Source organism: Methylosinus sp. sav-2 (genome assembly GCF_004366495.1).
Taxonomy (GTDB): Bacteria; Pseudomonadota; Alphaproteobacteria; order Rhizobiales; family Beijerinckiaceae; genus Methylosinus.
On sequence record NZ_SOEJ01000001.1, the window covers coordinates 278,993 to 291,098 of the forward strand.

At 66.1% G+C, this 12,106-nt stretch carries 14 protein-coding genes; 8 read left to right on the plus strand and 6 right to left on the minus strand.

From position 1 onward, the window contains the following. Positions 1 to 65: 65 nt before the first annotated feature. Both EDE12_RS01315 and EDE12_RS01320 read right to left on the minus strand, forming a co-directional pair. Positions 66 to 794 (minus strand): hypothetical protein, encoded by a 729-nt coding sequence (locus EDE12_RS01315; protein ID WP_051592616.1) that lies wholly within the window; start codon positions 792 to 794, stop codon positions 66 to 68. A 160-nt stretch (positions 795 to 954) separates the two neighbouring features. Then, on the minus strand, positions 955 to 2,256 hold the full coding sequence (locus EDE12_RS01320) for a TIGR03862 family flavoprotein (protein ID WP_348630677.1): 1,302 nt from the start codon (positions 2,254 to 2,256) through the stop codon (positions 955 to 957). Between the two features lie 2 nt (positions 2,257 to 2,258). Between EDE12_RS01320 and EDE12_RS01325 the strand changes: the two genes are divergently transcribed. After that, positions 2,259 to 3,290, plus strand: coding sequence for an RluA family pseudouridine synthase (locus EDE12_RS01325; RefSeq protein WP_026599940.1), 1,032 nt, complete (start codon positions 2,259 to 2,261; stop codon positions 3,288 to 3,290). Positions 3,291 to 3,314: 24 nt separating this feature from the next. Then, positions 3,315 to 3,746, plus strand: coding sequence for a DUF2267 domain-containing protein (locus EDE12_RS01330; RefSeq protein ID WP_024878373.1), 432 nt, complete (start codon positions 3,315 to 3,317; stop codon positions 3,744 to 3,746). A gap of 15 nt (positions 3,747 to 3,761) precedes the next feature. On the opposite strand, the gene EDE12_RS01335 is transcribed toward EDE12_RS01330, so the two are convergent. Beyond that, complete coding sequence (locus EDE12_RS01335) at positions 3,762 to 4,622, minus strand: LysR family transcriptional regulator (protein WP_026599939.1); 861 nt, start codon at positions 4,620 to 4,622, stop codon at positions 3,762 to 3,764. A 97-nt stretch (positions 4,623 to 4,719) separates the two neighbouring features. On the opposite strand from EDE12_RS01335, the gene EDE12_RS01340 reads away from it, so the two are divergent. The 6 genes from EDE12_RS01340 (at position 4,720) to EDE12_RS01365 (ending at position 9,104) form a co-directional block, all read left to right on the plus strand. Next, positions 4,720 to 5,709 (plus strand): zinc-dependent alcohol dehydrogenase family protein, encoded by a 990-nt coding sequence (locus tag EDE12_RS01340; protein ID WP_026599938.1) that lies wholly within the window; start codon positions 4,720 to 4,722, stop codon positions 5,707 to 5,709. Positions 5,710 to 5,942: 233 nt separating this feature from the next. Further along, positions 5,943 to 6,833, plus strand: coding sequence for an RNA polymerase sigma factor RpoH (rpoH, locus tag EDE12_RS01345; RefSeq protein ID WP_026599937.1), 891 nt, complete (start codon positions 5,943 to 5,945; stop codon positions 6,831 to 6,833). 101 nt (positions 6,834 to 6,934) lie between these two features. Beyond that, positions 6,935 to 7,870 (plus strand): protein-methionine-sulfoxide reductase catalytic subunit MsrP, encoded by a 936-nt coding sequence (msrP, locus tag EDE12_RS01350; protein ID WP_026599936.1) that lies wholly within the window; start codon positions 6,935 to 6,937, stop codon positions 7,868 to 7,870. Position 7,871: 1 nt separating this feature from the next. Continuing rightward, positions 7,872 to 8,501: a protein-methionine-sulfoxide reductase heme-binding subunit MsrQ gene (gene msrQ, locus EDE12_RS01355; RefSeq protein WP_084768606.1), complete on the plus strand. Its 630-nt coding sequence runs from the start codon at positions 7,872 to 7,874 to the stop codon at positions 8,499 to 8,501. A 74-nt stretch (positions 8,502 to 8,575) separates the two neighbouring features. Then, on the plus strand, positions 8,576 to 8,836 hold the full coding sequence (locus EDE12_RS01360; RefSeq protein ID WP_024878367.1) for a type II toxin-antitoxin system RelB/DinJ family antitoxin: 261 nt from the start codon (positions 8,576 to 8,578) through the stop codon (positions 8,834 to 8,836). Continuing rightward, positions 8,823 to 9,104 (plus strand): type II toxin-antitoxin system YafQ family toxin, encoded by a 282-nt coding sequence (locus EDE12_RS01365; RefSeq protein WP_024878366.1) that lies wholly within the window; start codon positions 8,823 to 8,825, stop codon positions 9,102 to 9,104. Before EDE12_RS01360 ends, EDE12_RS01365 begins: the two co-directional genes overlap by 14 nt. Before the next feature lie 45 nt (positions 9,105 to 9,149). Here the strand turns inward: EDE12_RS01365 and EDE12_RS01370 are convergent, their stop codons facing one another. The 3 genes from EDE12_RS01370 to EDE12_RS01380 form a co-directional block, all read right to left on the minus strand. After that, positions 9,150 to 10,031 carry a 3-hydroxybutyryl-CoA dehydrogenase gene (locus EDE12_RS01370; protein ID WP_024878365.1) on the minus strand — a complete coding sequence of 294 codons (882 nt, stop codon included), beginning with the start codon at positions 10,029 to 10,031 and terminating at the stop codon, positions 9,150 to 9,152. 249 nt (positions 10,032 to 10,280) lie between these two features. Then, positions 10,281 to 11,225: an FAD-binding protein gene (locus EDE12_RS01375; RefSeq protein WP_026599935.1), complete on the minus strand. Its 945-nt coding sequence runs from the start codon at positions 11,223 to 11,225 to the stop codon at positions 10,281 to 10,283. After that, positions 11,226 to 11,972 carry an electron transfer flavoprotein subunit beta/FixA family protein gene (locus EDE12_RS01380; protein ID WP_026599934.1) on the minus strand — a complete coding sequence of 249 codons (747 nt, stop codon included), beginning with the start codon at positions 11,970 to 11,972 and terminating at the stop codon, positions 11,226 to 11,228. It lies immediately after the preceding gene. Positions 11,973 to 12,106: the final 134 nt, after the last annotated feature.

The window sequence follows — 12,106 nt, forward strand, 5'->3', positions numbered from 1 at the left end:
TTTTCGTCCTTTGTCGGCGAGAGAGACTTTTGCGGCGAGCGTCCTCGCCGCGGCTTTCGAGCGAATTAGAAGACGACGCCGCCGCTGACGGCGAAGACGCGTCCGATCGCCGGCAGCGATCCGCAGCGCGAGCCGACGCGCGTCGCTATGGCGTCCAGCGTGGCGTTGCCGGAGGAGGAGACGATGTTGAAGCCCGTCATCGCGCCGCCGGCGCTGAATGTCGCGCGATAGGCGACGCGGCCATGCTTGGGAATAGGCCCGTCCGGCGCCGCGCTGCGCGCCGAGCGCTGCATGCAGGACAGGAACTGATTGGCGGCGATGGATTGCTGCGCATTGGAGTTGGCCGTCGCGGCCTGCGAAGGCGCGGCGTCCTGGCGCGCGGCGGCGGCGGGGCGCGGCGTCGGCGGCTTTTTCTCCACCACTTTGGGAACGGGCTTGGGCGCCGGCGGCTTCGGCGGCTCGATCGGCGCGACAGGCTCGATCGCCTCGGGCGGCGGCGGCGTGTCGTCGATCTCCTCGGGCTGCGGAATCTCCTCCGGCGGCGGCTGATCGACCGCAGGGCTGGGCACGACGACGAGCTCGAGCGGCTCTTCCGTCGTCGGCTCCGTATGCGGCAGCGCGAAATTCACCGCCGCGGTCAGGAGCAGCGCATAGGCCAGCACCGCCGCGACGCGCACCGGATAATTCGGACGGCCGCCATCGGGCAGCAGAAGCGATTGGGTGGTGCGAAACTCTCCCGTCGTCGTGATCGTTTCCGGCGCCGCAATGAACGCCTCCGCAGCCGCAGCCGTCATGGAATGATCCCCCTCGTGCGAAACATTACCTGCCATTAAAGATTATAATTCCTATAGACGCAATGGGCTTAATTGCGGCTTTTATCGATTCGGCGAAATTCGCTCGCTAGCGCCGATCCCGCAGAAACGATGTGCTATTGCGGCCGAAGACGAGAGGTCGTCATTTCGGCTCCGCCAGCCTGAGGCGCCGCGCTGCGCCGCGAGCCGCCACGAAAGCGCTCGAAAAGCTCGCTTGAAGCAGATAGCCGCCGGTGGGCGCGTCGAAATCGAGCATCTCGCCGGCGACGAAGACGCCGGGAAGCTTTTTCAGCATCAGATCATCGTCGAGCGCCGCGAAGCGCACGCCGCCGGCAGTGGAGATCGCCCGCTCGAGGCCCGCCGTCGCGACGATGGCGAGCGGCAGATTTTTCACGCGCTCCGCCAGCGCGTCCGGCGCCTGCGGCAATGGCCCGCAGAGGCGCAGCAGCGCGATCTCCAATTTCGTCAGCCGCAGCGTCTTGCGCAGAAAGCTCGCCATCGATTGCTTTTCACGCGGGCGCGCGAGCCTTTGCGCGAGCGCCTCCGCCATGCTGCTGGGGCGCAGATCGACATGCAATGTGGCGCCCTCGCCGCGCGCGAGCGCGCGTCCGAGCGCGGAAGCGAGCGCATAGACGGGACCGCCCTCGATTCCCCTTCGCGTGACGACAATATCGCCGAGACTGCGCGCCTCGCCATGGCGTAGCGCGATCGTCTTCAGCGGCGTCCCCTCGAAAGCCTTTGCGAAATCGGCCGGCCAATCGATGACGACGGCGCAATTGGCGGGAAGGAGCGGCGCGATCTCGACGCCCTTCACCCGCAGCCTCTCGACCCAGCCGCCATCGGCGCCGAGACGCGGCCATGAGGCGCCGCCGAGCGCCAGAATCGTGGCGTCCGCCGCGATCTCGCGGCGCTCGCCTCTCGCATCCGCGATCAGCAATGCGCCGCTCTCCGAAAAGCCCTCGAAAGTGGCGCGCGTCTCGATGCGCACGCCATTGGCGGAGAGCCGCCCGAGCAGCGCCCGCAACAGAGGCGAGGCCTTGAAGCTCTTAGGGAAGACGCGCCCGCTGGAGCCGACGAAGGTCTCCTCTCCCAGCGCGGCGCAATAATCGCACAGGCTCTGCGGCGGAAAGGCGCCGATGATCGGGCCGAGCCGATCTGCGGCTTCGCCATAGCGGGCGATAAATCTATCGAGGGGCTCGCTATGCGTGATATTGAGGCCGCCGCGCCCGGCCATCAGAAATTTGCGGGCGACGCTCGGCTTGCGCTCATAGACGGTCACGCTCGCGCCTTGCCGCGAGAGCAGGTCCGCGGCGAACAGGCCGGCCGGTCCGCCGCCGATGACGACGCATTTCGGCGAGGAAGGGGCGGGCGTTATGGCGCGGGCTCCGATGCGAAAACGAGGACAGGCGCGCTGGTTAGCACGCCGACAGCACGAGAAGGAAATCCATGCGCGAAGGCGCCGCAGAAATCGCTTTGATCGAAGAGGAAGACGATATTCTGTTCTCCTTCGAGGTTCCGCCGGAGGCGGCGGGGGCGCGGCTCGACCGCTTCCTCGCCGAGCGGCCGGAGCTCGTCGCCGCGCATCTCTCCCGCACGCGGCTGAAGTCGCTGATCGAGGACGGACGGCTGACGATCGGCGCCGCCGCCGCCCGCGACGCCAGCCGCCGCCTCGCTGCGGGCGATTCCGTCACCCTCGCCGTGCCGCCGCCGGAGCCCGCCGAGCCGCAGCCCGAAAATATTCCGTTGAATGTGGTGTTCGAGGACGCGCATCTGCTGGTCGTCGACAAGCCCGCCGGCCTCGTGGTGCATCCCGCCCATGGCCATGAGACGGGAACGCTGGTCAATGCGCTGCTCGCCCATTGCGGCGCCACCCTCTCCGGCATAGGCGGCGTCAAAAAGCCGGGCATCGTGCATCGCATCGACAAGGACACCTCCGGCCTGCTGGTCGTCGCCAAGACCGATGCAGCGCATAAGGGCCTGTCGCGCCTCTTCGAGGATCACGGCCGCAAGCTGCATCTGGTGCGCGAATATCTCGCCTTCGTTTGGGGCGCGCCGGAACGTCGCCACGGCGTGATCGAGGCGCCCATCGGCCGCCACTCGACGCAGCGCGAGAAAATGGCCGTCGTGCCCGAGGAGCGCGGCCGCGAGGCGGTGACGCATTGGGAGCTGGTCGAGAGCTTCGGCCCCGCTTCGCTGGTGGCCTGCCAGCTGGAGACCGGCCGCACGCATCAGATTCGCGTGCATATGGCGCATACCGGCCATCCGCTGATCGGCGACGCCACCTATGGCGCCGGCTTCAAGACCAAGACCGCCCTGCTCTCCCCCGCCGCCCGCGCCGCCGTGGAGACCCTCGGGCGTCAGGCGCTGCACGCGGCCTCGCTGGGCTTCACCCATCCGGTGACGCGCGAGGAGCTGATGTTCGAGAGCGAATTGCCGGAAGATCTCGCGGCTTTGCAGAAGGCGCTCGCAACGAGCTGACCCGCGACGACGAGACGACGAGCCATGCCGATTCCGATGGAGTATCAGCACGCCTCCGAGGAGTTCGAGCGCTTCCTGCGGCTCGTCGTCGAGCGAACGGGGCTGACGACGCGCAATCAAGCCTATACGACGGCGCAGAGCGTCCTGCTGACATTCCGCCGGCGCCTCGAAATTTCGGACGCCATTCGCTTCGCCGGCGCGCTTCCTCCAGTGCTGCGCGCGATCTTCGTCGCCGATTGGGACGTGGGGGAGCCGCCGCGTCCATTCTCGTCCCGAGCGGCGCTGACGGAGGAAGTCCGATCCTTACGGCGAGACCATAATTTTTCGCCCGACAGCGCCATCGTCGATGTCGCCGGCGCTCTGCGCGCCTGCGTGGATGGGGCGGAATTCGATCGCGCGCTGTCGGCGCTCCCGCCCGGCGCCGCGGAGTTCTGGCGCGTCGCCCCGCCCGGCTGAGGGTTTCGTTCCGCCTCACGGCCGCAAGCGCGGCTCGGCGGCGATGCAGTCGGCGAGAAAATCCATGACCGCGCGAACCGCCGGCGAGCGGCGCAGATCGGGATAGGCGATCAGCCAGAGATCGCGCTTGGGCGGCGGCGGCTCGATCGGCAAGACGACGAGCCCCGGATCGTCGTCGCCCATGAAATCGGGAAGAACCGCCGCTCCCGCTCCGACGCGCGCGGCGGCCTGCTGGGCGAAGAGATCATTGGCCTCGAAGATGATTTTGCGCCCGCCGGCGAATTTGCGGAGCCAGCGCTGCTGCGCCAGATGGCCGAGCGATTCGTCGAAGCCGACGAACTCCCATTCCTCCGCCGGCCGCCGCGCGACATCGGCGCTGGCGTAGAGACCGAAGCGCATGGCGCCGACACGCCGCGCTACGGCGCTCTCCTCTTCCGGCCGGCTCATGCGGATCGCAATATCCGCCTCGCCGCGATCGAGCGCCGCGAAGCTGGCGGAGGCAAGCAGCACCACGCGCAATTGCGGATGGAGGCGCTGCAACGCCCCTATGCGCGGCGCGACGCAGAGCGTCGCCAGCACCGGCGGAAGCGAGACGCGAACGGAACCGGCGAGCGTCAACGACGCCCCGCGCGAGCGCCTCAGAACCTCCTCGGCGATCGCCTCCATGCGCTCCGCCGTCGCCGCTATCGCCGCGCCATCTTCGGTCAGCGGCCGGCTGCGCGGCAGACGATCGATCAGCCGCAGGCCCAGCGACGCCTCCAGAGCGGCGATGCGGCGTCCGACCGTCGCATGGTCGACATCGAGCTCGCGCGCCGCGGCGGACAACGAGCCGCAACGCGACAGCGCCAGAAAAAAGCGGAGGTCTTCCCAATCCATCGGGGAATTATCGCACAGATCTTGTGAGCGCTCGCCGAATTTTCGCTCCATCGACGAATCGCTATCGTCGCCGCGGCGATCAACGAAGGAGCCGCAAATGTCTCGCATCATTCTCTTTCATCGTCTCGGCGGCCCGGAGGTTCTCCAGATCGACGAGATGGAGCTCGGCGCGCCGAAGCCGGGCGAGATTCGCCTGCGCGTCCGCGCGATCGGCCTCAATCGCGCCGAATCCATGTTCCGCTCCGGCGCCTATATCGAGGCGCCGCGCCTCCCCTCGCTGCTCGGCTATGAGGCCTCGGGCGAGATAGAGGCGATCGGCGAAGGCGTGACGGGCTTTTCCATCGGCGACGCTGTGAGCACGATGCCGGCTTTCTCCATGACCGAATATGGCGTCTATGGCGACGCCGCCATCGTCCCCGCTCATGCGGTGGCGAAGCATCCAAAATCGCTGTCTTGGAGCGAGGCGGCGGCGATCTGGATGCAATATCTCACCGCCTATGGCGCGCTGGTCGAGATCGGCGGCGTCTCCGCCGGCGATGCGGTGATCGTCACTGCGGCCTCGAGCAGCGTCGGCCTCGCCGCCATACAGATCGCCAGAGCCGCCGGCGCGACGCCGATCGCCGTCACACGCAAGAACGCCAAGCGCGAGGCGTTGCAGAAAGCGGGCGCGAGCCATGTCGTCGTGACCGAGAGCGAAGACCTCGTCGAAAAGACGCAGCGCATCACCAAAGGCGAAGGCGCGCGTCTCGTCTTCGATCCGATCGGCGGACCGGGTGTCGAAGCGCTCGCCGAAGCCGCGGCCGTCGGCGGAACCATTTTTCTCTATGGCGCTCTATCCAGCGAGCCGACGCCTTTTCCCTTGTTCGCCGCCATTCGCAAGCAGCTCACGCTGCGGGGCTACACGCTGTTCTCGGTGACGCGCGACGCGCAAAAGCGCGAGCGCGGCGTGCGCTTCATTCTGGACGGATTGGCGGCGGGGAGCCTGCGGCCCATCATCGCGCGCAGCTTTCCGCTCGAGAGAATCGTCGAGGCGCATCGCTTTCTCGAGTCGAATGAGCAGATCGGCAAGATCGTCGTCACGGTCTGAGCCGGCGCAGGCGCAGCGCGTGACACCGCGCCGCGCCGCGCTAAGTAGCGGTGACGACTTCTTCAAAGCCCCTACGCAGATTACAGAAATTTAACCCGGCGGCCATTTGGCGCTTAGCGAAGAGCCATCTTTCGGCCATGCTCGGATCGGTTTATATTGAGGCGTTGCGGCCGGCGCTCGCGGTCGCGCATTACGGGTTCGCCGCATTTCGGGAGCCCGTCAGGAGGTGATCAATGGCGAACGCCCTGCCCATCGTCTCCGGCGAAAGCGGCCTCGCGCGCTATCTCGCCGAAATCCGCCGGTTCCCCATGCTGGAGCCGCAGGAAGAATATATGCTCGCAAAGCGCTGGCGCGAGCACGAAGATCCGAAAGCCGCGCAAAAGCTCGTCACGTCCCACCTTCGGCTCGTCGCCAAGATCGCCATGGGCTATCGCGGCTATGGTCTGCCGATCGGCGAGATCGTGTCCGAGGGCAATGTCGGCCTGATGCAGGCGGTAAAGCGCTTCGAGCCGGACCGCGGCTTTCGCCTGGCCACCTACGCCATGTGGTGGATCCGCGCCTCGATCCAGGAATATATCCTGCGCTCCTGGTCGCTCGTGAAAATGGGCACCACCGCGAGCCAGAAGAAGCTGTTCTTCAATCTCCGCAAGGCCAAGAGCAAAATCTCGGCCTTCGAGGACGGCGATCTCACGCCCGAGCATGTCGCGACGATCGCCACCCGCCTCGGCGTCTCCAAGCAGGACGTCATCGAGATGAACCGCCGCATGGCCGGCGACGCCTCGCTGAACGCGCCGCTGCGCGAGGAAGGCGAAGGCGAGTGGCAGGACTGGCTGGTCGATGACGCCTCCACCGATCAGGAGCATGTGCTCATGCATCAGGAGGAGAGCAATAATCGGCTCGACGCGCTGCGCGGCGCGCTGACCGTGCTCAACCCGCGCGAGCGCCGCATCTTCGAGGCGCGTCGTCTCTCCGACGATCCGGTGACGCTCGAGGATTTGTCCGAGGAGTTCGGCGTCTCTCGCGAGCGCGTGCGGCAGATCGAGGTCCGCGCCTTCGAGAAGGTGCAGTCCGCGGTGCGCGCCGGAATTGCGCGGCTCGAGGCGATGCCCGCGGCCTCGCTCTGACGCTAGGGCAGAGAGCGGCGTAACGCTCTCGCGCCGGCTGACGAAATAGGAGCGGCGGACCCATGAGGGCCAGCCGCTCTTTCTTTTTGCCCGAGGCGCAAATGCTGATTCGTCATTCGCCCGATATCGCCCCATCCGAGATCACGCCGCGCTCCCTCTATCTGCGGCGGCGCGAGTTTCTCGCCGGGTTCGGCGCGAGCCTCGCTTTCGCGGGCGCGGCGCAGGCGACGCCGCTCGCCGCCACGCGCAGCCCTTTCTCGACGAGCGAGCCCAAGACGCCGCGGACGGATGTGCTCGCCTATAATAATTTCTACGAATTCGGCGGCCGCAAGAGCGATCCGGCCGACAACGCCCATACGTTGACCACCAAGCCGTGGAAGGTGCGGATCGACGGGCTCGTCGCCAAGCCTGCCGACTTTCTTCTCGAGGACCTCATCGAGCCGCATGCGCTGGAGGAGCGCGTCTATCGCATGCGCTGCGTCGAGGGCTGGTCCATGGTCATTCCCTGGATCGGCGTCCAGCTCTCGGAGATATTGAAGCGCGCCGAGCCTTTGGGCTCCGCCAAATATGTCGCCTTCGAGACTCTGGTGCGGCCGGAGGAGATGCCCGGCCAGAAGGGCCTGCTGCAGCTTCTGCCCTGGCCCTATGTCGAGGGGCTGCGGCTCGACGAGGCGCTGCATCCGCTCACAATTCTCGCCGTCGGCCTCTATGGCGAGACGCTGCCCAATCAGAATGGCGCGCCGCTGCGGCTCGTGGTTCCGTGGAAATATGGCTTCAAGGGCATCAAATCCATCGTGCGCATATCGCTGGTGGAGACGCAGCCCAAGACGTCCTGGAACATTCAAAATCCGCGCGAATACGGCTTCTATTCCAACGTCAATCCAAACGTCGACCATCCGCGCTGGAGCCAGGCGACAGAGCGGCGAATCGGCGAGGGCGGGCTCTTCGCCAAGCGGCGGCCGACGCTGATGTACAATGGCTATGCCGATCAGGTCGCCTCGCTCTATGGCGGCATGGACCTCGAGCGGTATTTTTAAAATGCGCGCCGCTCTCCGCATCCCGAAGCTCGCCGTCTATGTCGCGGGCCTGGTCCCGGCGGCATGGACCTTTTATCTCGGCCTTCAGGACCAACTGGGGCCGGAGCCGATCAAGACGCTCGAGCAGGAGCTCGGGCTCTGGTCGCTGCGCTTTCTGCTGCTGTGCCTGCTGATCTCGCCGCTGCGCCGCGTGGCGGGCGTCGATCTCTTTCGCTATCGCCGCGCGCTGGGGCTGCTCGCCTTTTATTATGCGGCGCTGCATCTTTCCGCCTATGTCGCGCTCGACCATGGCTTTGACTGGCCCGCCATCGGCCGCGATATTTTGAAGCGGCCCTATGTGACGATCGGCATGGCGGCTTTCGTCATCCTCGTCCCTCTGGCCGCGACCTCCAACAACGCCGCGATCCGCCGGCTCGGGGCCACGGCCTGGGCGCGGCTGCACAAGCTCGTCTATGTCGCGGCCATATTGGCGGCGGCGCATTTTCTGCTGATCGTGAAATCCTGGCCAGCGGAGCCCCTGCTCTACGCCGCGGCGACCGCCGCGTTGCTGGCCGTGCGGGCGTTTCCATCCGTGCTGCGCCACGCGAGACGCGCGGCGGAGAGCGTCATTCCCGGCAGGCCGCAGGCCTAACCGGGCTCCTGAGCAGCGTTTCCCGTCGAAGGGCCGCCGCCCGTGTGCTACATTGTGGCCCAAGGAGACGAGCCATGACCAACACCGTCGTCCGTGCGCGCATCGACGAGCATGTGAAAGAGGAAGCCGCCGCCGTTCTGGCGACCATCGGCTTGACTGTGTCCGACGCTTTCCGGCTCATGATGGTTCGGATCGCGACGGACAAGGCGTTGCCGTTCGAGCTGCTCGTGCCGAACGCCGAAACTATCGAGGCTATGAAGGCCGCTCGCCGTGGCGAGCTCGTCGATGTCGGCGCCGTCGAAAACCTACTCGGAAGCCTGAATGAGGGCGATTAAATATACCTCGCGCTTCCGGCACGATTATCGGCGCGAACGGTCAGGGGTATTGGGCAAGAAAATCGATCAACTGCTTTTGGACGCCGTCAACCTTCTGGCTGCAGATCAGCTGTTGCCAGCGCGATATTGCGACCATGAATTGATCGGGGAATGGAAGGATCACAGAGATTGCCACCTTCGCCCCGACCTATTGCTCATATACCGCAAGCCTGACGCTGAAAGGCTGGAATTGGTGCGCCTCGGCTCACACAGCGAGCTTGGATTCTGAAAGCCCGGAGCTTTCCGGCCGTGCGGCCCTGCTCCAGGCGTCGCCTCAGCGCGTCGGAACGGGCGTGCCGCTGCGGTAATCGTAGAAGCCGCGCTGCGTCTTGCGGCCGAGCCAGCCGGCCTCGACATATTTCACCAGCAGCGGGCAGGGGCGGTATTTCGAATCGGCCAGCCCCTCGTGCAGCACCTGCATCACCGATAGGCAGACGTCGAGGCCAATGAAATCGGCGAGCTGGAGCGGCCCCATCGGATGATTGGCGCCGAGCTTCATCGCCGTGTCGATCGCCTCCACCGAGCCGACGCCCTCATAGAGCGTGTAGATCGCCTCATTGATCATCGGCAGCAGGATGCGATTGACGATGAAAGCCGGAAAATCCTCCGAAACAGTCACCGTCTTGCCGAGCTCGCCGATGAACTGCTTGGCCGCCTCGAAGGTCTTATCCTCGGTGGCGATGCCGCGAATCACCTCGACGAGCTGCATCTTCGGCACCGGATTCATGAAATGAATGCCGATGAACTGCTCCGGCCGCCCCGTCACCGCGGCGAGGCGGGTGATCGAGATGGAGGAGGTGTTGGTGGCGATGAAGGCGCCCGGCCGCAGCTTGGGGCCGAGCTCGGTGAGGATGCCGCGCTTGACCTCCTCATTCTCGGTCGCGGCCTCGATCACGAGGTCGCTGTCCGAGAAAGCGGCGTAATCCTTGGCCGGATGGATGCGGGCGACGGCGGCCTTGCGGGCCTCCTCGTCGATCTGGCCGCGCTCCACCGCCTTGGCGAGATACGTCGCTATGTCGTCCAGTCCGGCGGCGATGCGGCTCTCCGATAGGTCGTTGAGCGCCACATCGAAACCCGCGACCGCGCAGACCTGAGCAATGCCCTTGCCCATCTGCCCGGCGCCGACAATGCCGATCTTGCGAATTTCAGAGCCCATCTTTCGAACACCACCAGCGAGAAGCGGGACGCTTCCAAGTCAGTATAGCGCGCGTTCGGCCTTTGTGAAAACCGGCGTTTGCACCGCAGCGAAACAGGCCGCTTCATCACCCTGGCCTGGGAGGGCGTCAATCCCGGCGGGCCGCCGGCCCGACCGGGAATCGAGAGCGGCGCCAGATATTTGCGACGTCGCCCCCGCCGGCTTCCGCCGCTCGCTGCGCGCGCGAGCGGGAATGGAGCCCCAAACCCCTCAGCGGCCGGCCTTGGCCAGCTCGGCGTCGAGCTCCTTCAAGGTCGGGAAGAGATCCGCCACCAGGCCGTAATCGGCCACCTGGAAGATCGGCGCCTCCTCGTCCTTGTTGATCGCCACAATGACCTTGGAGTCCTTCATGCCGGCGAGATGCTGGATCGCGCCGGAAATGCCGATGGCGACATAGAGGTCGGGCGCCACCACCTTGCCGGTCTGGCCGACCTGCAGATCATTGGGCGCGTAGCCGGCGTCGACCGCCGCGCGCGAGGCGCCGATGGCCGCGCCGAGGCGGGTCGCCACAGGCTCGATATATTCCTTGAAATTCTCCGAGCTCGCGAGGCCGCGGCCGCCCGAGACGATGATTTTGGCCGCCGTCAGCTCAGGCCGCTCGGATTTGGCCAGCGCCTCGCTCTTGAAGCTCGACACGGCCGGATCGGAGCCCGCGCCGATCACCTCGATCGCCGCCGAGCCGCCCTCGCCCGTCGCCGTGAAGGAGGCGGTGCGCACGGTGATGACCTTTTTGGCGTCCCTCGACCGCACGGTCTGAATGGCGTTGCCGGCGTAGATCGGCCGCTCGAAGGTGTCGGCGGAGACGACCTTGATGACGTCCGACACCTGCGCCACGTCGAGCAGGGCGGCGACGCGCGGCAGCACATTCTTCGAGCTGGAGGTCGAAGGCGCGAGAATGGCGTCATAGGCGCCGGCGAGGCCGACGATCAGCGCCGCCAGCGGCTCGGCCAGATGATGGCCATAGGCCACACTGTCGGCGACGAGCACCTTCTCGACTCCCGAGAGCTTGGCCGCGGCCTCGGCCGCCGGGCCGACATTCTCGCCCGCGACGAGAATATGGACGCCGCCGCCGATCTGCAGCGCCGCCGTCAGCGCCTTGGCGGTGGAGGGGGCGAGCGCGGATTCCGTGACTTCCGCGACGATGAGCGCCGTCATTTACAGAACTCCCGCAGTCTTGAGCTTTTCCAGCAATTCGGGGACGGAGCCGACCTTAATGCCGGCCTTGCGGGCCGGCGGCTCGGCCGTCTTCAGCACCTCGAGGCGCGGCGTGATGTCGACGCCGTAATCGGCCGGGGTCTTGGCCGCGACCTCTTTCTTCTTCGCCTTGATGATGTTCGGCAGGCTGGCGTAGCGCGGCTCGTTGAGGCGCAGATCCGTCGTCACCACGGCCGGCAGCTTCAGCGTCACCGTCTGCAGGCCGCCATCGACCTCGCGCGTCACATCCACGGAGCCGTCGGCGATCTCCACCTTGGAGGCGAAAGTGCCCTGGCCCCAGCCGAGCAGAGCGGCGAGCATCTGGCCGGTCTGGTTGCTGTCGTCATCGATCGCCTGCTTGCCGAGAATGACGAGGCCGGGAGCCTCCTCGGCGACGATCTTCGCGAGAATCTTGGCGACAGCCAGCGGCTCGACCAGATCGTCGGTCTTGACGTGAATGCCGCGGTCGGCGCCGATGGCCATGCCGGACCGCAAGGTCTCGTCCGCCTTGGCCGGGCCGATGGTGACGAGCACGACTTCCGTCGCCTTGCCGGCCTCCTTCAGGCGAATGGCCTCCTCGACGGCGATCTCGTCGAAAGGATTCATCGAAAATTTCACATTGGCGACGTCGACGCCCGAACCGTCCGGCTTGACCCTGATCTTCACATTGTAGTCGACCACCCGTTTGACGGGCACGAGAACCTTCATCGCGCAACTCCCGGCGAGATTGACCTTCGTCTCGATTGTTTCGAAAAATCGCGCTCTGTGGCCGAAAGGCCCCGATCGGCTTTTTCGAGCGCCGCGTCGAGAACGAATTAGCGCCGCGCGGCGCGAGGCGCGCG

What these genes read in the sequence shown, in the direction of transcription:
- EDE12_RS01335 (WP_026599939.1), bottom strand. Translation starts at nt 4,622, where the DNA reads ATGGATTGGGAAGACCTCCGCTTTTTTCTGGCGCTGTCGCGTTGCGGC.
- EDE12_RS01375 (WP_026599935.1), bottom strand. Translation starts at nt 11,225, where the DNA reads ATGACGGCGCTCATCGTCGCGGAAGTCACGGAATCCGCGCTCGCCCCC.
- EDE12_RS01330 (WP_024878373.1), top strand. Translation starts at nt 3,315, where the DNA reads ATGCCGATTCCGATGGAGTATCAGCACGCCTCCGAGGAGTTCGAGCGC.
- EDE12_RS01315 (WP_051592616.1), bottom strand. Translation starts at nt 794, where the DNA reads ATGACGGCTGCGGCTGCGGAGGCGTTCATTGCGGCGCCGGAAACGATC.
- EDE12_RS01370 (WP_024878365.1), bottom strand. Translation starts at nt 10,031, where the DNA reads ATGGGCTCTGAAATTCGCAAGATCGGCATTGTCGGCGCCGGGCAGATG.
- EDE12_RS01325 (WP_026599940.1), top strand. Translation starts at nt 2,259, where the DNA reads ATGCGCGAAGGCGCCGCAGAAATCGCTTTGATCGAAGAGGAAGACGAT.
- EDE12_RS01380 (WP_026599934.1), bottom strand. Translation starts at nt 11,972, where the DNA reads ATGAAGGTTCTCGTGCCCGTCAAACGGGTGGTCGACTACAATGTGAAG.
- rpoH (WP_026599937.1), top strand. Translation starts at nt 5,943, where the DNA reads ATGGCGAACGCCCTGCCCATCGTCTCCGGCGAAAGCGGCCTCGCGCGC.
- EDE12_RS01340 (WP_026599938.1), top strand. Translation starts at nt 4,720, where the DNA reads ATGTCTCGCATCATTCTCTTTCATCGTCTCGGCGGCCCGGAGGTTCTC.
- msrP (WP_026599936.1), top strand. Translation starts at nt 6,935, where the DNA reads ATGCTGATTCGTCATTCGCCCGATATCGCCCCATCCGAGATCACGCCG.
- EDE12_RS01360 (WP_024878367.1), top strand. Translation starts at nt 8,576, where the DNA reads ATGACCAACACCGTCGTCCGTGCGCGCATCGACGAGCATGTGAAAGAG.
- EDE12_RS01365 (WP_024878366.1), top strand. Translation starts at nt 8,823, where the DNA reads ATGAGGGCGATTAAATATACCTCGCGCTTCCGGCACGATTATCGGCGC.
- msrQ (WP_084768606.1), top strand. Translation starts at nt 7,872, where the DNA reads ATGCGCGCCGCTCTCCGCATCCCGAAGCTCGCCGTCTATGTCGCGGGC.